Here is a 17,474-nt window from a genome sequence, read left to right on the forward strand (position 1 = left end):
AGGCCGCGCTCCCGTGCCCGCCGGCGGGGGCCTGCACGGGTTAGGTGACCCTGCCTTGGAGCGGCCGGCGCAATTTCCTAACATGGATGTGTGGTTAATGCCGAGGCCCGGGCGGAGGAGTCGCGTACCCGCGACCGGCTCCTGCGTGTCGTGAGCCAGGAGGGGCCGGTGAGCGTCACCACCCTCGTCGAGCGCGTCGGTCTCACCGAGACCGCGGTGCGCCGGCACGTCGAGCGGCTGCACGCCGCCGGGCTCGTGGCCTCACGGGACGCCGCGGGGCCCCGCCGCCGGGGCCGCCCGGCCAAGGCGTGGGTGCTCACCGACGCCGGCCACCGGGCCCTGGCCTCCGACTACGACGACCTCGCCGGGGAGGCGCTCGGCTTCCTGCGCCGCACCGGGGGCGAGCGGGCCGTCCAGGCCTTCGCCGAGGAGCGGGTCGCCCGGCTCGAGGCGCGCATCGCCCGGGCGCTGGACGCCGCACCCCAGGACGCCTCCGCCCGCGCCGGCGCGCTCGTCGAGGCCCTCAACGCCGAGGGCTACTCCGCCTCGGCGCGCCCGGTGGGAACACCGGAGGGCCCTGCGGCGCTGACCGGGGTGCAGCTCTGCCAGGGGCACTGCCCGGTCCAGCACGTGGCGGCGCAGTTCCCCGAGCTGTGCGAGGCCGAGACCGAGGCCTTCTCCCGGGTCCTCGGCGTCCACGTCCAGCGCCTGGCGACCCTCGCCCACGGCGACCACGTCTGCACCACGTTCGTCCCGACCCCAACCGAGAGGCCATCGCGATGACGAGCCACATCGAAGAGCTCAACCCGGGCCTGAAGGACCTCGGCCGCTACGAGTACGGCTGGGCCGACAGCGACGTCGCCGGCGCCTCCGCGCGCCGCGGGCTGTCCGAGGAGGTCGTCCGCGACATCTCGCGGCTGAAGAGCGAGCCGCAGTGGATGGAGGACCTGCGCCTGAAGGCCCTGCGGCTGTTCGACAAGAAGCCGATGCCGAGCTGGGGCAGCGACCTGACCGGTATCGACTTCCAGAACATCAAGTACTTCGTGCGCTCCACCGAGAAGCAGGCGACCACCTGGGAGGAGCTGCCCGAGGACATCAAGCGCACCTACGACAAGCTCGGCATCCCCGAGGCCGAGAAGCAGCGCCTCATCGCCGGCGTCGCCGCCCAGTACGAGTCCGAGGTCGTCTACCACCAGATCCGCGAGGACCTCGAGGAGAAGGGTGTCGTCTTCGTCGACACCGACAGTGGACTGCGCGAGCACGAGGACCTCTTCCGGGAGTACTTCGGCAGCGTCATCCCGGTCGGGGACAACAAGTTCGCCTCGCTCAACACGGCCGTCTGGTCGGGCGGGTCGTTCATCTACGTCCCGCCGGGCGTGCACGTCGACATCCCGCTGCAGGCCTACTTCCGGATCAACACCGAGAACATGGGCCAGTTCGAGCGCACCCTGATCATCGCCGACGAGGGCTCCTCGGTGCACTACGTCGAGGGCTGCACCGCCCCGATCTACAAGTCCGACTCGCTGCACTCGGCGGTCGTCGAGATCGTCGTGAAGAAGAACGCCCGGGTGCGGTACACGACGATCCAGAACTGGAGCAACAACGTCTACAACCTCGTCACCAAGCGCGCCACGTGCGCCGAGGGCGCGACGATGGAGTGGATCGACGGCAACATCGGCTCCAAGGTGACGATGAAGTACCCGGCGGTCTTCCTCCTCGGCGAGCACGCCAAGGGCGAGACGCTCTCGATCGCCTTCGCCGGCGAGGGCCAGCACCAGGACGCCGGCTCCAAGATGGTCCACGCCGCCCCGAACACCTCGAGCACGATCGTCAGCAAGTCCGTCGCCCGTGGTGGCGGGCGGACGTCCTACCGCGGCCTCGTGCAGGTGATGGAGGGCGCCACCGGCTCCAAGAGCAACGTCGTGTGCGACGCCCTGCTCGTGGACCAGGTGAGCCGCTCGGACACCTACCCCTACGTCGACATCCGCGAGGACGACGTCCAGATGGGTCACGAGGCGACCGTCTCGAAGGTCTCCGAGGACCAGCTGTTCTACCTGATGTCCCGGGGCATGACCGAGGAGGAGGCGATGGCGATGATCGTGCGCGGCTTCGTCGAGCCGATCGCCAAGGAGCTCCCGATGGAGTACGCCCTCGAGCTCAACCGCCTCATCGAGCTGCAGATGGAAGGAGCCGTCGGCTGATGTCGCTGCTCACCCCCCAGCGCCCCTCCGAGGGGGCGCACACCCACAGCGGGGCGACGATGGTCCCCGACGCCTCGCGCGCCGAGCGCACGGCCTCCTTCGAGGTCGCCGACTTCCCGGTCCCGCACGGGCGCGAGGAGGAGTGGCGCTTCACCCCGGTGGACCGCCTCGGCGCCTTCTTCCGCGACGAGCCCACCGGCGCCTGCCTGCAGTGGGAGGAGTCCCTGCCCGAGGGCGTCACCCTCTCGACGCTGTCGGTGCCGCAGTGGCGCGACCTCGGCGTGCCCGCACCCCAGGACCGCGCGGCCGCCGCCGCCGCGGCACACAGCGGGGGCGTGGCGCTGGTCGACGTCCCGGCGGAGGCCGAGCTCGCCGAGCCGGTGCGCATCCGGCTCACCGGCACCGAGCAGGACCTCGTCCACGGCCACCTCACCGTGCGGGTGGGCCGGTTCGCCCGGGCCACGGTCGTCATCGAGCACGCGGGGGTCGCCGACTACTCCGAGGTGCTCACCGTGCTCGCCGGCGACGGCTCGCACGTCACCCTCGTCACCGTCCAGGAGTGGGACGACGCCTCGCACCACCTCGGCCAGCACGACGTCGTCGTCGGCCGCGACGCCACGGTGCGGCACATCGCCGTGACCCTCGGCGGCGGCGTGGTCCGGCTGAACACCAACACCTCCTACACCGGGCCCGGTGGCTCCTTCGAGGGCCTCGGGGTCTACTTCGCCGACGCCGGGCAGCACCTGGAGCACCGGCTCTTCGTCGACCACGAGGCGCCGCACTGCCGCAGCAACGTCGAGTACAAGGGCGCCCTCCAGGGCGAGACCGCCCGCACGGTGTGGGTCGGCGACGTCCTCATCCGCGCCTCCGCCGAGGGCACCGACACCTACGAGCTCAACCGCAACCTCATCCTCAGCGACGGCGCCCGGGCCGACTCGGTGCCCAACCTGGAGATCGAGACCGGCGAGATCGAGGGTGCCGGGCACGCCTCGGCCACCGGTCGCTTCGACGACGAGCAGCTGTTCTACCTCCAGGCCCGGGGCATCCCCGAGGACGAGGCCCGCCGGCTGGTCGTGCGCGGCTTCTTCGCCGGGGTCGTGGCCCGGATCGGCGTCCCCGAGGTGCAGGAGCACCTCATGGCCGTCATCGAGCGCGAGCTCGCCGGGGGTGGGGAGTGAGCGAGCAGCTGACCGAGCAGGGGTTCGTCCACGTCTGCCACCTCGCCGACCTGCCCGAGGTCGGGCCCGCCCTGGCCGAGATCGAGGGCCGCCGGGTGGCCATCGTCCGTACCGAGGACGGCGAGGTGCACTGCGTCGACGACACGTGCAGCCACGCCAACGTCTCGCTCTCGGAGGGCGAGCTCGACGGCTGCACCCTGGAGTGCTGGCTGCACGGCTCGCGCTTCGACCTGCGCACGGGGGAGCCGACCGGCCCGCCCGCCGTGCTGCCCATCGCCGTCCACACCGTCCGCACCGAGGGCGACGAGGTCTTCGTCGCCCTCTCCGAGGAGAGCTGAGCGTCACATGTCCACCCTTGAGATCAAGGACCTCCACGTCACCGTCGAGACCGAGCAGGGCACCAAGGAGATCCTCCGCGGCGTCACCCTGAGCATCGCCAGCGGCGAGACGCACGCGATCATGGGGCCCAACGGCTCCGGCAAGTCCACCCTGGCCTACTCGATCGCCGGGCACCCCAAGTACACCGTCACCGGTGGCACGGTCACCCTCGACGGCGAGGACGTCCTCGCGATGAGCGTCGACGAGCGCGCCCGTGCCGGGCTCTTCCTCGCGATGCAGTACCCCGTCGAGGTCCCCGGCGTCACCGTCTCGAACTTCCTGCGCACCGCGAAGACCGCCGTGACCGGCGAGGCGCCCAAGCTGCGGCACTGGGTCAAGGACGTCAAGGACGCCATGGGCCACCTGCGGATGGACCCCGCCTTCGCCGACCGCAACGTCAACGAGGGCTTCTCCGGTGGCGAGAAGAAGCGCCACGAGATCCTCCAGATGGAGCTGCTCGAGCCGAAGATGGCCATCCTCGACGAGACCGACTCCGGCCTCGACGTCGACGCCCTGCGGATCGTCTCCGAGGGGGTCAACCGGGCCAAGGAGCGCACCGGTGCCGGCGTCCTGCTCATCACCCACTACACCCGCATCCTGCGCTACGTGAAGCCCGACTTCGTCCACGTCTTCGTCGACGGACGGGTCGCCGAGGAGGGTGGGCCCGAGCTCGCCGAGCGGCTCGAGGCCGAGGGCTACGACCGCTTCCACCCGGTCAACGTCGAGGCCTGAGATGTCCGCCGCCCCCTTCACCGACGAGGAGCTGGCCCGGCTGCGGGCCGACTTCCCGATCCTGTCGCGCACCGTGCGCGGGGGGCACCCGCTGGTCTACCTCGACTCCGGGGCCACCTCGCACAAGCCGACGGTCGTCCTCGACGCCGAGCGCGACTTCTACACCCGCACCAACGCCGCGGTGCACCGCGGGGCCCACCAGCTCTCCGAGGAGGGCACCGACGCCTACGAGGCGGCCCGCACGAGCATCGCGGGGTTCATCGGTGCCCGGGCCGAGGAGGTCGTCTTCACCCGCAACGCCACCGAGGCCCTCAACCTCGTCGCCTACGCCTTCACCAACGGCACCCACGGCGGGGGCGGCGGTCGCGGTGAGCGTTTCTCCCTGCGCCCGGGTGACGAGGTCCTCGTCACCGAGATGGAGCACCACGCCAACCTCATCCCGTGGCAGGAGGCCTGCCGACGCACCGGCGCGACGCTGCGCTGGGTGCCACTGACGCCGGACGGCCGGCTCGACCTCGGCGACCTGGACGCGCTGCTCACCGAGCGCACCAAGGTCTTCGCCTTCACGCACGTCTCGAACGTCCTCGGCACGCTCAACCCCGTGCGCGAGCTGGCGGCCCGGGCCCACTCCGTCGGTGCCCTCGCCGTCCTCGACGCCTGCCAGTCCGTGCCCCACCTGCCCGTGGACGTCGGCGACCTCGGGGTCGACCTGCTCGCCTACTCCGGCCACAAGATGTTCGGCCCGCTCGGGGTCGGGGTCCTCTGGGGCCGCCCGGAGGTGCTCGAGGAGATGCCGGTCTTCCTCACCGGCGGCTCGATGATCGAGACGGTCACCATGGAGGGGGCCACGTACGCTCCCGTGCCGCAGAAGTTCGAGGCCGGCGTGCCGGTCGCGGCCCAGGCCGTCGGGCTCGCCGCCGCCTGCGACTACCTGCGTGACCTCGGCATGGACCGGGTGCACGCGCATGAGCAGGCCCTCACCGAGCGGCTGCTGCGTGGCCTCGCGCAGCGCCCCTGGGTCTCGGTGCTCGGGCCCACCGACCTGCGCGAGCGCGGGGGAGCGGTGGCCTTCGCCGTGGACGGCGTGCATGCCCACGACGTCGGGCAGGTGCTCGACGACCGTGGCGTCGAGGTCCGCGTCGGCCACCACTGCGCGTGGCCGCTGCACCGGGCGCTGCGGGTGCCGGCGAGCACCCGGGCGTCCTTTGCCGCGTACACCACCCCGGGGGAGGTCGACGCCCTGCTCGAGGCGCTCGACCGGGTCCCGGCCGTGTTCGGGACCGGGGTGCCCGCCTGATGGACCTCTACCAGGAGCTCATCCTCGACCACTACAAGAACCCGGTCGGGCACGGCCTGCGCGAGCCGTTCGAGGGCGAGAGCCACCAGGTCAACCCGACGTGCGGGGACGAGGTCACCCTTCGGGTGCACGTGAGCGGCGAGGGTGAGGACGCCGTCGTCGAGGACGTGTCCTACGACTCGATGGGCTGCTCGATCAGCGTGGCCTCCGCCTCGATCCTCGCCGAGGAGGTCACCGGCGGCAGCGTGGCGCACGCCCGCGAGACCTACGAGGCGATGCGCCGCATGCTCACGAGCAAGGGCCAGGACCCCGGCGACGAGGACGAGATCGGCGACGGCGTCGCCCTCGCCGGCGTCGCGAAGTACCCCGCCCGCGTGAAGTGCGCGCTCCTGTCGTGGGCCGCGTTCACCGATGCCCTCTACCAGGCGCAAGGAGCGAAGCAGTGACCGACACCGCCACCCCCGCGAACGTCGCGGACGTCGAGGAGGCCATGCGCGACGTGGTCGACCCCGAGCTCGGGATCAACGTCGTCGACCTCGGCCTCGTCTACGGCATCACCGTCGACCCGCAGAACCACGCCGTCATCGACATGACCCTGACGTCGGCGGCCTGCCCGCTGACCGACGTCATCGAGGACCAGACCGCCGCCTCGCTCGAGGGCGTCGTCGCCACGCACCGGATCAACTGGGTGTGGATGCCACCGTGGGGCCCGGACAAGATCACCGACGACGGTCGCGAGCAGCTGCGCGCGCTGGGCTTCAACATCTGAGCGTGCCCACCCGCGTGGTCGAGGTCGCCCCCGAGCGCTACGAGCGCTGGCGGGCCCGCTTCGCCGAGAACAACGGTGCCGACGGCCCCCAGCGGGTCGTCGGCACCGAGCGTTTCGACCACGACCCGGTGGCGCTCGTCCTCGTGCGCCGGGGTGGCTACGCCGTGGGGCTGGCCGTGGGTGGCCGGCTCACGGCGCACAAGGTCGGCACGCGGTATGTCCAGTCGCGCACCGCCGCCGGGGGCTGGAGCCAGCAGCGCTTCGCGCGCCGGCGGGGCAACCAGGCCGACGAGCTCGTCGGTGCGGTGGCCGAGCACGCCGTGCGGCTCCTGCGGGGGAGCGGGGCACGCGCGCTCGTGGCCGGGGGCGACCGGGCGCTGGCCGAGGCCGTGCTCGCGGACGCCCGGCTGGCGGGCCTGCGCGACCTGCCGCGGCGCGAGCTCTACGACCTGCCCGACCCGCGGCTGGCGGTGCTCGAGCGCGCCGTCGAACGCGCCCGCGCCGTCCGGGTCACCATCGCCGACTGACCCGCCCCGGAAGACCTCTCCCGTTCGCGCCATGCTCGCTGGACCATGGCACGGTCGTCGACCCATGGCGTCACGGCGCCAGGGCTCGACGAGATCGCCAGGGAGCGGCGAGACGCACAGGGGTCGGAGAGGTCTTCCGGTGGGGGCAGTGGTGCGTGGCGCACCCTCACAGGAAGTCCGCCGGGTCGAACTGCTCGATCGGGATGATCCGCACCCGCGGCAGCCGGGCGTTGAAGGCACCCACGTCGTACTCGAGGTCGAAGGTCTGCAGGCCCCGCTCGACGAGCTCGGCGAACGCGGTGTTGCGGAACTCGGCGAAGCCGACGACCCCGACGCTCCGCCCGTCGAGGAGGTCCTCGACCTGGGGGGCGAAGTCGCCGTCGTTGCTCACGAGGAGCACGTCGGCCTCCCGCTCCCGCAGCGCCGCGAGGGTGCGCTGGATCGCGACATCGACGACCTTCTCGCTCGGTGGGCCGGAGAGCGGCACCGGACGGTACCCGATGGCGAGCAGGGCCTGGACGAAGGACATCGGCAGCTCGCCGTTCGCGGCGAGGAAGAACAGCCCGACGGCGGGCTGGTCCCAGCGCTCCTCGGCGAACTGCAGCAGCCGCTCCCATCGCGGGCGCTCCTCGGGGCGCGGCCGGCGCCCGAGGATCGAGCTGCCGAGGGTCGCGTCGATGTTCTCGCCGTCGACGAGGACGTACGTCGTGCGCTCGCCGCGGGGCATGTCCGGGCTCACTCGTACACCGACGCCACGGCGAAGGTGTCGCACTGGTTGAGGTCCCCCGACTGGAAGCCGCGCATGAACCACTGCTGGCGCGCCGCGGCCGACCCGTGGGTCCACGACTCCGGGTTGACCCGCCCGGTCGTGGCCTCCTGGATCCGGTCGTCACCGACCGCCGAGGCCGCCGACAGTGCGGAGTCGATGTCGCTTTGCGTCAGCGGCTTCAGGAACGGTGTCTGCGTGTCCTCGTCCGGGGTCTGGGAGGCGTGCTGGGCCCACACGCCGGCCAGGCAGTCGGCCATCAGCTCGGTGCGCACCGACCCCGACTCCGCCCCCTGCGGGTCCTGCTGGGCCCGTGAGAGCAGCCCGAGCTGGTCCTGGAGGGCGTGGCCGTACTCGTGGGCGACGACGTACTCCTGCGCCAGCGCGCCGTCGTCGGCGCCGTACTGGGAGGACAGGAGCTCGAAGAAGCTCGCGTCGATGTACACCGTCTGGTCCAGCGGGCAGTAGAAGGGCCCGACCTGGTTGCTCGCGGTGCCGCACGCCGACTGGGTGGCACCGTCGTAGAGGACCGTCTGGGTCGAGCGCCACTCGCGCTTGTAGCGCGGCAGCTCGCCTGCCCAGAACGCCTGGACGGAGTTGACCGTCCCGATGACGCGGCAGACGTCGCTGCGGTTGGCGTCGGCGCCCGTGTCGCACTCGGCGAAGGCGTCGGCCTCCTGGTCGCCGCCGGCCTGGACCTGCCCGGTGTCCAGCTGGCCGCCCCCGGTGGGGATCTGGGAGGGGTCGATGCCGAGGACCATGAGCAGGATCGTGATGACGATGCCGCCGAGCCCGCCGCCGACGACGAGACCCCCCGGCGCCCCCCGGCCGCCGCCCCCGGAGCGCACCTGGGAGGTGTCGAGGGTGACGTTCTCGTTGAAGCTCATCGCACCGCCTGGGGCTCGGGCCGTGCCGGGTGGCCCCCCGGCGGGACCTAGACTAGAGGGGCTTCGGGCCGCTGCGCCGCCGCACGCGGGCCCGCGCGTCCACCCCGACCCCCTGAGAGGCCACCGTGATCACCGCTGCGTCCGTCGAGCTGCGTGCCGGCTCGCGGCTGCTCCTGGACAACGCGACCTTCCGCGTGGCCCCGGGGGACCGGATCGGCCTCGTCGGGCGCAACGGCGCGGGCAAGACGACGCTGACCAAGGCGCTCGCGGGGGTCACCCAGCCCGCGGGCGGGACGATCACCCGCTCCGGCGAGGTCGGCTACCTTCCCCAGGACCCGCGCACCGGTGACCTGCACGTCTCGGCGCGCGACCGGGTGCTGTCCGCCCGCGGGCTGGACGCCATCGTGCGTGACCTGCGCGGCGCCGAGCAGGCGATGGCCGCCGAGGTCGGGGACGCGCAGGAGCGGGCCATGCGCCGCTACGCCCGGCTGGACGCGGAGTTCACCGCTGCCGGCGGCTACGCGGCGGAGTCCGAAGCCGCGCAGATCGCGGCCGCCCTCGGGCTCGAGGAGCGCGTGCTCGACCAGGAGATCGGCACGCTCTCCGGTGGCCAGCGCCGGCGGGTGGAGCTGACCCGCATCCTCTTCTCCGGCGCCGAGACCCTCCTGCTCGACGAGCCGACCAACCACCTCGACGCCGACTCCGTGCTGTGGCTGCGCGACCACCTCAAGGGCTACCGCGGCGGTCTCGTGGTCATCAGCCACGACGTGGACCTGCTCGACGTCGTCGTCACCAAGGTCTTCCACCTCGACGCCAACCGGGCCGAGCTCGACCAGTACAACCTCGGCTGGAAGGCCTACCTCCAGCAGCGCGAGACCGACGAGCGCCGCCGGCGGCGCGAGCGGGCCAACGCCGAGAAGAAGGCCTCCGCGCTCATGGCCCAGGCCGACAAGATGCGGGCGAAGGCGACCAAGACGGTCGCGGCGCAGAACATGCAGCGCCGGGCCGAGCGGCTGCTCGGTGGCCTCGAGGCCGAGCGGGCTCACGACAAGGTGGCCCGGCTGCGCTTCCCGAAGCCCTCCCCGTGCGGGAAGACGCCGCTGCGGGCCTCGGGCCTGTCCCGCTCCTACGGCTCGGCCGAGGTCTTCACCGACGTCGACCTCGCCGTCGACCGCGGCTCCCGGGTCGTCGTCCTCGGGCTCAACGGTGCGGGGAAGACGACCCTGTTGCGGCTGCTCGCCGGCGTGGACGCGCCGGACACCGGCCGGGTCGAGCCAGGGCACGGGCTGAAGATCGGCTACTACGCCCAGGAGCACGAGAACCTCGACGTCGGGCGAACCGTCCTGGAGAACATGAAGTCCGCCGCCCCCGACCTCGGCGAGACCGAGGTGCGTAAGGTGCTCGGCTCTTTCCTCTTCTCCGGCGACGACGTCGACAAGCCCGCGGGGGTCCTCTCCGGCGGTGAGAAGACCCGGCTCTCGCTCGCCCTGCTCGTCGTCTCCTCGGCCAACGTGCTCCTCCTCGACGAGCCGACGAACAACCTCGACCCGGCCTCGCGCGAGGAGATCCTCGGTGCCCTGCGCACCTACGAGGGGGCCGTCGTCCTCGTCACCCACGATGAGGGCGCCGTCGACGCGCTCGAGCCCGAGCGCATCCTCCTCCTGCCCGACGGCGTCGAGGACCTGTGGGGCGCCGACTACCGCGAGCTCGTCACCCTCGCGTGAGGCCCGCGGCAGGCGCCCCGGAACAGCCGTCGGCGCCCGGTGGTTGACTGAGCCGACGGTGAGCCGACGGTGAGCAGGCGAGGGAGGGCGGCAGGGTGAGCATGAGCGGCTGGCAGGTCATGCGCTCGCTGACCAACGACGCCAGCGTCCGTGACCGGCGGTTGGCTCCGGGTACCCGGCGTCGGGTGTTCGCCTACGCCCGGCCGTACCGCCGCCAGATCGGGTGGTTCCTCCTGCTCGTCGTCGTCGACGCCGCGCTCGTCGTCGCCACCCCGCTGCTCCTGCGCTCGATCGTCGACGACGGCGTGGTGCCGGGCGACTCCGGCGTCGTCGTGCGGCTCTCGCTCGTCGTCGCCGCGCTCGCCGTCCTCGACGGGGCGCTCACCCTGGTCCAGCGCTGGTTCTCCTCCCGCATCGGCGAGGGCCTGATCTACGACCTGCGCACCGAGGTCTTCGGGCACGTGCTGCGCCAGCCGGTCGCGTTCTTCACCCGGGCCCAGACCGGCGCCCTGGTCTCGCGGCTGGGCAACGACGTCATCGGCGCCCAGCAGGCGTTCACCTCGGTGCTGTCCAACGTCGTGAGCAACGCGATCTCGCTCGTCGTCATCGTCGCGACGATGCTGACGCTGTCCTGGCAGCTCACCCTCGCGGCGCTCGCGCTCGTCCCGTTCTTCCTCGTGCCGGCCCGGCTGATGGGGCGGCGGCTCGCCGGCCTCACCCACGAGCAGATGTCGCTCAACGCCGACCTCGGCACCCGGATGAACGAGCGGTTCAACGTGGCCGGCGCCCTGCTCGTCAAGCTGTTCGGCCGCCCGGCCGACGAGGACGCGGAGTACGGGCGGCGGGCCTCGCAGGTCCGGGACATCGGCGTGCGGATCGCCCTGAACCGCTCGGTCTTCTTCGTCGGGCTGACCATGGTGGCCTCGCTGGCGACGGCGCTCGTCTACGGCGTCGGCGGGGTGATGGCCGTCGACGGCTCGCTGACCGTCGGCACGCTGCTCGCGCTCGCCGCCCTGCTGGCCCGTCTGTACGCGCCGCTCACCGCGATGTCCAACGTGCGGGTCGACGTGATGACGGCCCTGGTCTCCTTCGAGCGGGTCTTCGAGGTGCTCGACCTGCAGCCCCTCGTCGCCGAGGCACCCGACGCCCGGGCACTGCCGCCCGGCCCGGTCCGGGTCGACGTCGAGCACGTGTCGTTCGCCTACCCCTCGGCCGACGAGGTCTCGCTCGCGTCGCTGGAGTCCACCGCGAGCGGCGACCGGCGCGGGAGCGGGCCGGTGCTGCACGACGTCTCGTTCTCGGTGGCACCGGGCTCGCTCGTGGCCCTCGTCGGGCCGAGCGGCGCTGGCAAGTCGACGATCACCTCGCTCGTCGCGCGGCTGTACGACCCCACGGCGGGCGTGGTGCGGGTCAACGGCACGGACCTGCGCGAGGCGACGTTCGCCTCGCTCCAGGACGCGGTCGGTGTGGTGACCCAGGAGGCCCACCTCTTCCACGACACGGTGCGCGCCAACCTGGCCTACGCCGCCCCCGAGGCGAGCGAGGAGGAGATGGTCCACGCGCTGCGTGCCGCGCAGATGTGGTCGCTCGTGGAGTCCCTCCCCTCGGGTCTCGACACCGTCGTGGGCGACCGCGGCCACCGGCTATCCGGCGGCGAGAAGCAGCGGCTGGCCATCGCCCGCCTCCTGCTCAAGGGTCCCGGCCTCGTCGTGCTCGACGAGGCCACCGCCCACCTCGACAGCGAGTCCGAGCAGGCCGTCCAGCGCGCCCTCGACGAGGCACTGCGCGACCGGTCCGCCCTCGTCATCGCCCACCGGCTCTCGACCGTGCGGCACGCCGACGAGATCCTCGTGGTCGACGCCGGCCGGGTCATCGAGCGGGGCACCCACGCCGAGCTCGTCCAGCGGGGCGGTCTCTACGCCGACCTCTACCACACGCAGTTCGCCGACCAGGCCGCCGACCTCACGGCCTGACCGGGCGCGCTACTCGTCCTCCTCGTCCCAGATCCGCGTCTTGCGCGGTGCGGCCGGGTACCGCTCCGGGTGGGCGAGGCGCTCCTCGCGGCGCACCCCGAAGCCGACGAGCACGAACCCGAGGACGGTGCCGAACCACCACTGGTAGGCGTAGGCCAGGTGCGGGCCGAGGTCGCGGTCCGGTGGGGGCAGCGCCTGCGGACGTGGGGGGGAGGAGCCGTCGGGCAGGGTCTCGGACTGCACGAGGACGTACCCGGGCCGCAGCGAGGTCGACAGGGCGGTGGAGGCGTCCTCGACGGACAGGTTCGCGATCTGGCCGCTGGCGAGCGGCCGGCCCGGCGACGGCTCGCCGGGCCGGACCCAGCCGACGACGGTGACCTCGCCCGTCGGCGCCGGGTCCACCTGCGGGAGCACCTCGGCGCCGGCGTCCGAGGCCGGCACCCACCCGCGGTCGACGAGGACGTCCTCACCGCCGTCGCTCGGGCGCAGCGCCCAGAGGACCTCGAGACCGACCTCCCCGTCGTTGGGTCGCCCGCGGACGTAGACCGGGCCGGCGACGTAGCGCCCCGAGACCCTCACCCGGGTCCACTCGTCCTGCGGGTCGACCCCGTCGGCGGTGAGCACCGTGCCGACGGGGACCGGGTCGGCGGTGTAGTGGGCGTCGAGCCGGGCGTTGCGCTCGACCTTGGCCTCGTGCCGGTGGTACTGCCAGAACCCCAGGTGGTAGGCGGCCACGGCAAAGACCGCCGCGAGGGCCAGGGCGCCCAGCCAGCGAGGAGTCAGGAGCCGTCGCAGCACCAGGTCACGCTACTCGTCGTACGCTGGCGCCCTATGACCGACCTTCCCGCCCCGCGCCTGCTCGACCGCTTCGGCCGTGCCGGGCGTGACCTGCGCGTCTCGGTCACCGACCGGTGCAACCTGCGCTGCACGTACTGCATGCCCGCCGAGGGCCTGGACTGGCTGCCCAAGCCCGAGATGCTCACCGACGACGAGCTCGTGCGCCTCGTGCGGCTCATGGTCGGCCTCGGGGTGACCAACGTGCGCTTCACCGGCGGCGAGCCGCTCCTGCGACGCAGCCTGCTCGGCGTCGTCGAGCGGGTCGCCGCGCTCACGCCGCGGCCGCGCATCGCGATGACGACCAACGGCATCGGCCTGGACCGGCTGGCCGCCCCGCTCGCGCGGGCCGGTCTGGACCGGGTCAACGTCAGCCTCGACACCGTCGACCGACGCCGCTTCCACGAGCTGACCCGGCGCGACCGGTTCGCCGACGTCGAGGCCGGCCTGAAGGCCGCCGCCGACGCGGGCCTGGCGCCGGTGAAGGTCAACGCGGTCGTCATGCGAGGGGTCAACGACGACGGCGTCGCCGAGCTGCTCCAGTGGTGCCTCGACCGGGGGTACGCCCTGCGCTTCATCGAGCAGATGCCCCTGGACGCCCAGCACGCCTGGGACCGCTCGGCGATGGTCACCCAGGGCGAGATCCTCGCCCGCCTCGGGGAGCGCTTCCGGCTCACCCCGGTGCCCGAGCGGGGTAGCGCCCCGGCCGAGCTCTTCCACGTCGACGGCGGGCCGGCGACCGTCGGGGTCATCGCCAGCGTCTCCGCCCCGTTCTGCGGGGCGTGCGACCGCGTCCGGCTCACCGCCGACGGCCAGCTGCGCAACTGTCTCTTCGCCCGTAGCGAGGTCGACCTGCGCGGGCCGCTGCGCGCGGGGGCCGACGACGCCGAGCTCACCGACCTCGTCGTCGCGCAGATGTGGGCCAAGAAGGCGGGGCACGGTATCGACGCGCCCGGGTTCGAGCAGCCGCAGCGGCCGATGTCGGCGATCGGCGGCTGACCCCCGCACGGTGCGCCGTGGTGTGCGGTGGTCAGTCCTGCTCGGGGTGGCGCGCCGTCCCGGGGACGGGGTCTGCCGGCCGCGAGCCGAGCGGCGTGGCCGGGGCGGCCGAGGGGGTGACCGGCCGGGCACGTCCGCGCACCCGGGGGGCGACGGCGTTCGCGGCCACCACGGCGACGAACGGCAGCACGACCGCCGCGGCGGCGAAGACCCAGCGGTACCACTCGTCGACGACGATGGCGAGCACGAAGCACACCGTGCGCACCGACATCGTCAGCAGGTACTGCCGCAGCCGGTGGCGCTGGTCCTCCTCGCGCGAGGTCGCAGCGCTCGTCACCGACTGGGGTGCGGCGCCGCGGTGGCTGCGGGTCGTGGGCACCGCTCCACCCTACGTCCGGGCCCTGCCGGCTACCGCCGGGTAGTCCACTAGGTTCGACGGCATGAGCGAGCCCCGTACCGTCCTGGTCACCGGCGGCAACCGCGGCATCGGCCTGGCCATCGCGCGCGCCTTCGCGCAGGCCGGCGACGCGGTCGTCGTCACCCATCGCAGCGGCGAACCACCCGAGGGGCTCCTCGGCGTGCGGTGCGACGTCACGGACACCGCCTCGGTGGACGCGGCCTTCACCGAGGCCGAGGAGAAGCTCGGGGGGCCGGTCGAGGTGCTCGTCGCCAACGCCGGCGTCACCCACGACGGGCTCCTGATGCGGATGCGCGACGAGGACTGGGACGCCGTCCTGGACACCAACCTCTCCGGCGCCTTCCGGTGCGTGCGCCGCGCGAGCACCGGCATGATCCGGTTGCGGCGGGGGCGGATCGTCCTCGTCTCGAGCGTCGTCGGCCTGTACGGGGGCCCCGGGCAGGCCAACTACGCCGCGAGCAAGGCCGGGCTCGTCGGGCTGGCCCGCTCGGTCACCCGCGAGCTCGGGGGCCGCGGCATCACGGCCAACGTCGTCGCGCCCGGGTTCGTCGAGACCGACATGACCGCCGCGCTGCCCGAGGAGACCCAGGCGCGCTACCGCGAGGCCATCCCCGCGGGCCGCTTCGCCAGCGCCGAGGAGGTCGCCGGTGTCGTCCGGTTCCTCGCGAGCCCCGAGGCGGCCTACGTCACCGGCGCCGTCGTCCCCGTCGACGGCGGCCTCGGGATGGGGCACTGACCGGCCGCCTGACCGCCATCGCACCCGCCGACCACCGACCCGAAAGGCCCGACATGCTGCTCGAGGGCAAGAAGCTGCTCGTCACCGGGGTCCTCATGGACTCCTCGATCGCGTTCCACGTCGCCCGGCTCGCCCAGGAGGAGGGGGCCGAGGTCGTCCTCACCTCCTTCGGAAGGACGACGAAGATCACCACCGCCATCGCCCGTCGGCTCCCGCGGCCGGCCCCCGTCGTCGAGCTCGACGTCTCGAGCGAGGAGGACCTCGCCGCCCTCGCCGGGCGGGTGGGCGAGCACGTCGACCACCTCGACGGCGTGGTCCACTCGATCGGCTTCGCCCCTCAGGGGGCGTTCTCGTTCATGGACGCGTCGTGGGAGGACGTCTCGACCGCGGTGCAGATCTCGGCCTTCTCCCTCCAGGCGCTCACCAAGGCGGCGCTGCCGCTGATGTCCGCCGGCGGGTCGGTCGTCGGGCTGACCTTCGACGCGCGCTACGCCTGGCCGGTCTACGACTGGATGGGGGTGGCCAAGGCGGCATTCGAGTCGACCAACCGCTACCTCGCGCGCGACCTCGGACCGCGGGGCATCCGCAGCAACCTGGTCTCCGCCGGGCCGGTGCGTACGACGGCCGCGAAGTCCATCCCGGGCTTCGAGCAGTTCGAGGAAGCCTGGGGCACGCGCGCCCCGCTCGGCTGGGACGTCAAGGACGCCGAGCCCGCCGCGCGCGCGGTCCTCGCGCTGCTCTCGGACTGGTTCCCCGCGACGACCGGCGAGATCGTCCACGTCGACGGTGGGTACCACGCCGTCGGCGCCTGACCTCAGGACTGGGGCGGCTCGGCGGTCTCGGCGTCCTCGATCTCCTCGCGGCTGACGCCGAGGAGGAACAGGACCGTGTCGAGGTAGGGCACGGTCACCGAGGTGTCGGCCTGCTCGCGCACGAGGGGCTTGGCGTTGAACGCCACTCCGAGCCCGGCGGCGCCAAGCATGTCGAGGTCGTTCGCGCCGTCCCCGATGGCGACGGTCCGGGCGAGGGGGAGGCCCTCGAGAGCGGCCAGCTCGCGCAGCGCCGCCGCCTTGCCCGCACGGTCGACGACGGGGCCGGCGACCCGGCCGGTGAGCCGCCCGTCGGCGACCTCGAGCCGGTTTGCGCGCACGTGGTCGACCCCGAGGTCGGCGGCGATCGGCTCGACGACCTCGGCGAAGCCGCCGGAGACGAGCCCGACGGTGAAGCCGAGCGCCTTGAGCGTGCGCACGAGGGTGCGGGCGCCCGGGGTGAGCCGTACCGCGGCCCGCACCTCGTCGAGGACGCCTACCGGCAGCCCGGCGAGCGTCGCGACCCGCGCGTGCAGGCTCTCGGCGAAGTCGAGCTCGCCGCGCATCGCCCGCTGGGTGACCGCGGCCACCTCTGCCGCGGTCCCGGCGTGCTCGGCGACGAGCTCGATGACCTCGTCCTGCACGAGGGTGGAGTCCACGTCCATGACGACGAGCCGCCCGCCGCGGCGGGCCAGACCCGCCGGCGCGACGGCGATGTCGCACCCGCTCTCGGCGGAGACCAGGGCCAGTGCGCGGCGCAGCCGGGGAACGTCCGCGCCGGAGACGTCGAGCTCGACGGTCGTCACCGGCCAGCGGGAGAGCCGGCGGATCCGGTCGATGTTCGCCCCGTGGCCGGCGACGGCGCGGGCCACGTCGGCGACGTGCCGGGTCTCCAGGTGCGCGGCCATGACGACCACCGCGGCCCGGCCGGTGCGCCGGGGTGCGTTGTCACCGTGCCCGGCGTGCAGGTCGACGCGCATCCCCATGGCCTCACCGGCCCGGGTGAGCCGGTCGGTGAGGACGTTCTCGTCGCGGCCGGGAGCGAGGAGCACCGAGAGCGCGAGGTGGCCGCGGACGACCACCTGCTCGAGGTCGAGCACCTCGGCACCGACGGTGGCGGCGGCCTCGAAGACCGCGCTCGTCACCCCCGGGCGGTCGGGCCCGCTCAGCGACACGAGCAGCGTGCGCGTCGTGGGGTCGGCCTCCGGGGGCACGGGCGGTGGCGACGGGAGGGGCACGCCCGCAG

At 73.1% G+C, this 17,474-nt stretch carries 19 protein-coding genes; 14 read left to right on the forward strand and 5 right to left on the reverse strand.

All coding sequences use genetic code 11. The features are described 5' to 3' along the window. Positions 1-90 precede the first annotated feature (90 nt). Genes G8D98_RS01725 through G8D98_RS01765 form a run of 9 tightly spaced genes read left to right on the forward strand, consistent with a single transcriptional unit; the run spans position 91 to position 7,082 of the window. Positions 91-783 (forward strand): helix-turn-helix transcriptional regulator, encoded by a 693-nt coding sequence (locus G8D98_RS01725; RefSeq protein ID WP_166098234.1) that lies wholly within the window; start codon positions 91-93, stop codon positions 781-783. Next, positions 780-2,201, forward strand: coding sequence for a Fe-S cluster assembly protein SufB (sufB, locus tag G8D98_RS01730; RefSeq protein WP_166098237.1), 1,422 nt, complete (start codon positions 780-782; stop codon positions 2,199-2,201). The genes G8D98_RS01725 and sufB overlap by 4 nt, the downstream gene beginning before the upstream one ends. Continuing rightward, positions 2,201-3,379 carry a Fe-S cluster assembly protein SufD gene (sufD, locus tag G8D98_RS01735; protein WP_166098239.1) on the forward strand — a complete coding sequence of 393 codons (1,179 nt, stop codon included), beginning with the start codon at positions 2,201-2,203 and terminating at the stop codon, positions 3,377-3,379. Before sufB ends, sufD begins: the two co-directional genes overlap by 1 nt. Beyond that, on the forward strand, positions 3,376-3,717 hold the full coding sequence (locus G8D98_RS01740; protein WP_229661702.1) for a non-heme iron oxygenase ferredoxin subunit: 342 nt from the start codon (positions 3,376-3,378) through the stop codon (positions 3,715-3,717). Before sufD ends, G8D98_RS01740 begins: the two co-directional genes overlap by 4 nt. 7 nt (positions 3,718-3,724) lie before the next feature. Further along, positions 3,725-4,489 (forward strand): Fe-S cluster assembly ATPase SufC, encoded by a 765-nt coding sequence (sufC, locus tag G8D98_RS01745; RefSeq protein WP_166098242.1) that lies wholly within the window; start codon positions 3,725-3,727, stop codon positions 4,487-4,489. 1 nt (position 4,490) lies between these two features. Further along, on the forward strand, positions 4,491-5,786 hold the full coding sequence (locus G8D98_RS01750) for a SufS family cysteine desulfurase (RefSeq protein ID WP_166098245.1): 1,296 nt from the start codon (positions 4,491-4,493) through the stop codon (positions 5,784-5,786). Next, complete coding sequence (gene sufU / locus G8D98_RS01755) at positions 5,786-6,232, forward strand: Fe-S cluster assembly sulfur transfer protein SufU (RefSeq protein ID WP_166098248.1); 447 nt, start codon at positions 5,786-5,788, stop codon at positions 6,230-6,232. The genes G8D98_RS01750 and sufU overlap by 1 nt, the downstream gene beginning before the upstream one ends. Next, positions 6,229-6,555 carry a metal-sulfur cluster assembly factor gene (locus G8D98_RS01760; protein WP_166098250.1) on the forward strand — a complete coding sequence of 109 codons (327 nt, stop codon included), beginning with the start codon at positions 6,229-6,231 and terminating at the stop codon, positions 6,553-6,555. Before sufU ends, G8D98_RS01760 begins: the two co-directional genes overlap by 4 nt. Before the next feature lie 2 nt (positions 6,556-6,557). Beyond that, positions 6,558-7,082: an acVLRF1 family peptidyl-tRNA hydrolase gene (locus tag G8D98_RS01765; protein WP_166098253.1), complete on the forward strand. Its 525-nt coding sequence runs from the start codon at positions 6,558-6,560 to the stop codon at positions 7,080-7,082. Positions 7,083-7,248: 166 nt separating this feature from the next. Here G8D98_RS01765 and G8D98_RS01770 read toward each other — a convergent pair whose 3' ends face one another. Both G8D98_RS01770 and ypfJ read right to left on the reverse strand, forming a co-directional pair. Continuing rightward, positions 7,249-7,809, reverse strand: a complete 561-nt coding sequence (locus G8D98_RS01770; RefSeq protein ID WP_166098255.1) for an NYN domain-containing protein — start codon at positions 7,807-7,809, stop codon at positions 7,249-7,251. Between the two features lie 8 nt (positions 7,810-7,817). Beyond that, the gene (gene ypfJ / locus G8D98_RS01775; RefSeq protein ID WP_166098258.1) at positions 7,818-8,735 is read right to left on the reverse strand and encodes a KPN_02809 family neutral zinc metallopeptidase; all 918 of its coding nucleotides are present in this window, start codon (positions 8,733-8,735) and stop codon (positions 7,818-7,820) included. A gap of 125 nt (positions 8,736-8,860) precedes the next feature. Here ypfJ and G8D98_RS01780 point away from each other — a divergent pair, with 125 nt between their 5' ends. Together G8D98_RS01780 and G8D98_RS01785 are read left to right on the forward strand one after the other, a co-directional pair. Next, positions 8,861-10,459 carry an ABC-F family ATP-binding cassette domain-containing protein gene (locus G8D98_RS01780; RefSeq protein ID WP_166098261.1) on the forward strand — a complete coding sequence of 533 codons (1,599 nt, stop codon included), beginning with the start codon at positions 8,861-8,863 and terminating at the stop codon, positions 10,457-10,459. A 101-nt stretch (positions 10,460-10,560) separates the two neighbouring features. Next, entirely contained in the window at positions 10,561-12,432 is a 1,872-nt protein-coding gene (locus G8D98_RS01785) for an ABC transporter ATP-binding protein (protein WP_166098264.1), read from the forward strand. Positions 12,433-12,441: 9 nt separating this feature from the next. On the opposite strand, the gene G8D98_RS01790 is transcribed toward G8D98_RS01785, so the two are convergent. Beyond that, positions 12,442-13,230: an SURF1 family cytochrome oxidase biogenesis protein gene (locus G8D98_RS01790; protein ID WP_229661701.1), complete on the reverse strand. Its 789-nt coding sequence runs from the start codon at positions 13,228-13,230 to the stop codon at positions 12,442-12,444. 33 nt (positions 13,231-13,263) lie between these two features. On the opposite strand from G8D98_RS01790, the gene moaA reads away from it, so the two are divergent. Then, positions 13,264-14,265 carry a GTP 3',8-cyclase MoaA gene (gene moaA, locus G8D98_RS01795; RefSeq protein WP_166098266.1) on the forward strand — a complete coding sequence of 334 codons (1,002 nt, stop codon included), beginning with the start codon at positions 13,264-13,266 and terminating at the stop codon, positions 14,263-14,265. 31 nt (positions 14,266-14,296) lie between these two features. Here the strand turns inward: moaA and G8D98_RS01800 are convergent, their stop codons facing one another. Then, on the reverse strand, positions 14,297-14,644 hold the full coding sequence (locus G8D98_RS01800) for a DUF3099 domain-containing protein (RefSeq protein ID WP_166098269.1): 348 nt from the start codon (positions 14,642-14,644) through the stop codon (positions 14,297-14,299). A 61-nt stretch (positions 14,645-14,705) separates the two neighbouring features. Here G8D98_RS01800 and fabG point away from each other — a divergent pair, with 61 nt between their 5' ends. Both fabG and fabI read left to right on the forward strand, forming a co-directional pair. Further along, complete coding sequence (gene fabG / locus G8D98_RS01805) at positions 14,706-15,419, forward strand: beta-ketoacyl-ACP reductase (protein ID WP_166098272.1); 714 nt, start codon at positions 14,706-14,708, stop codon at positions 15,417-15,419. A gap of 53 nt (positions 15,420-15,472) precedes the next feature. Continuing rightward, complete coding sequence (gene fabI / locus G8D98_RS01810; protein WP_166098273.1) at positions 15,473-16,231, forward strand: enoyl-ACP reductase FabI; 759 nt, start codon at positions 15,473-15,475, stop codon at positions 16,229-16,231. Between the two features lie 2 nt (positions 16,232-16,233). Here the strand turns inward: fabI and serB are convergent, their stop codons facing one another. Beyond that, on the reverse strand, positions 16,234-17,466 hold the full coding sequence (gene serB / locus G8D98_RS01815) for a phosphoserine phosphatase SerB (protein WP_229661700.1): 1,233 nt from the start codon (positions 17,464-17,466) through the stop codon (positions 16,234-16,236). Positions 17,467-17,474: the final 8 nt, after the last annotated feature.

The organism is Phycicoccus endophyticus, assembly GCF_011326735.1.
Lineage (GTDB): Bacteria > Actinomycetota > Actinomycetes > Actinomycetales > Dermatophilaceae > Phycicoccus > Phycicoccus endophyticus.

Excerpts from the sequence above, each read along its gene's own strand:
- sufB (WP_166098237.1), top strand. The coding sequence starts at position 780 with ATGACGAGCCACATCGAAGAGCTCAACCCGGGCCTGAAGGACCTCGGC.
- sufD (WP_166098239.1), top strand. The coding sequence starts at position 2,201 with ATGTCGCTGCTCACCCCCCAGCGCCCCTCCGAGGGGGCGCACACCCAC.
- sufC (WP_166098242.1), top strand. The coding sequence starts at position 3,725 with ATGTCCACCCTTGAGATCAAGGACCTCCACGTCACCGTCGAGACCGAG.
- G8D98_RS01750 (WP_166098245.1), top strand. The coding sequence starts at position 4,491 with ATGTCCGCCGCCCCCTTCACCGACGAGGAGCTGGCCCGGCTGCGGGCC.
- sufU (WP_166098248.1), top strand. The coding sequence starts at position 5,786 with ATGGACCTCTACCAGGAGCTCATCCTCGACCACTACAAGAACCCGGTC.
- G8D98_RS01770 (WP_166098255.1), bottom strand. The coding sequence starts at position 7,809 with ATGCCCCGCGGCGAGCGCACGACGTACGTCCTCGTCGACGGCGAGAAC.
- ypfJ (WP_166098258.1), bottom strand. The coding sequence starts at position 8,735 with ATGAGCTTCAACGAGAACGTCACCCTCGACACCTCCCAGGTGCGCTCC.
- G8D98_RS01785 (WP_166098264.1), top strand. The coding sequence starts at position 10,561 with ATGAGCGGCTGGCAGGTCATGCGCTCGCTGACCAACGACGCCAGCGTC.
- moaA (WP_166098266.1), top strand. The coding sequence starts at position 13,264 with ATGACCGACCTTCCCGCCCCGCGCCTGCTCGACCGCTTCGGCCGTGCC.
- fabG (WP_166098272.1), top strand. The coding sequence starts at position 14,706 with ATGAGCGAGCCCCGTACCGTCCTGGTCACCGGCGGCAACCGCGGCATC.
- fabI (WP_166098273.1), top strand. The coding sequence starts at position 15,473 with ATGCTGCTCGAGGGCAAGAAGCTGCTCGTCACCGGGGTCCTCATGGAC.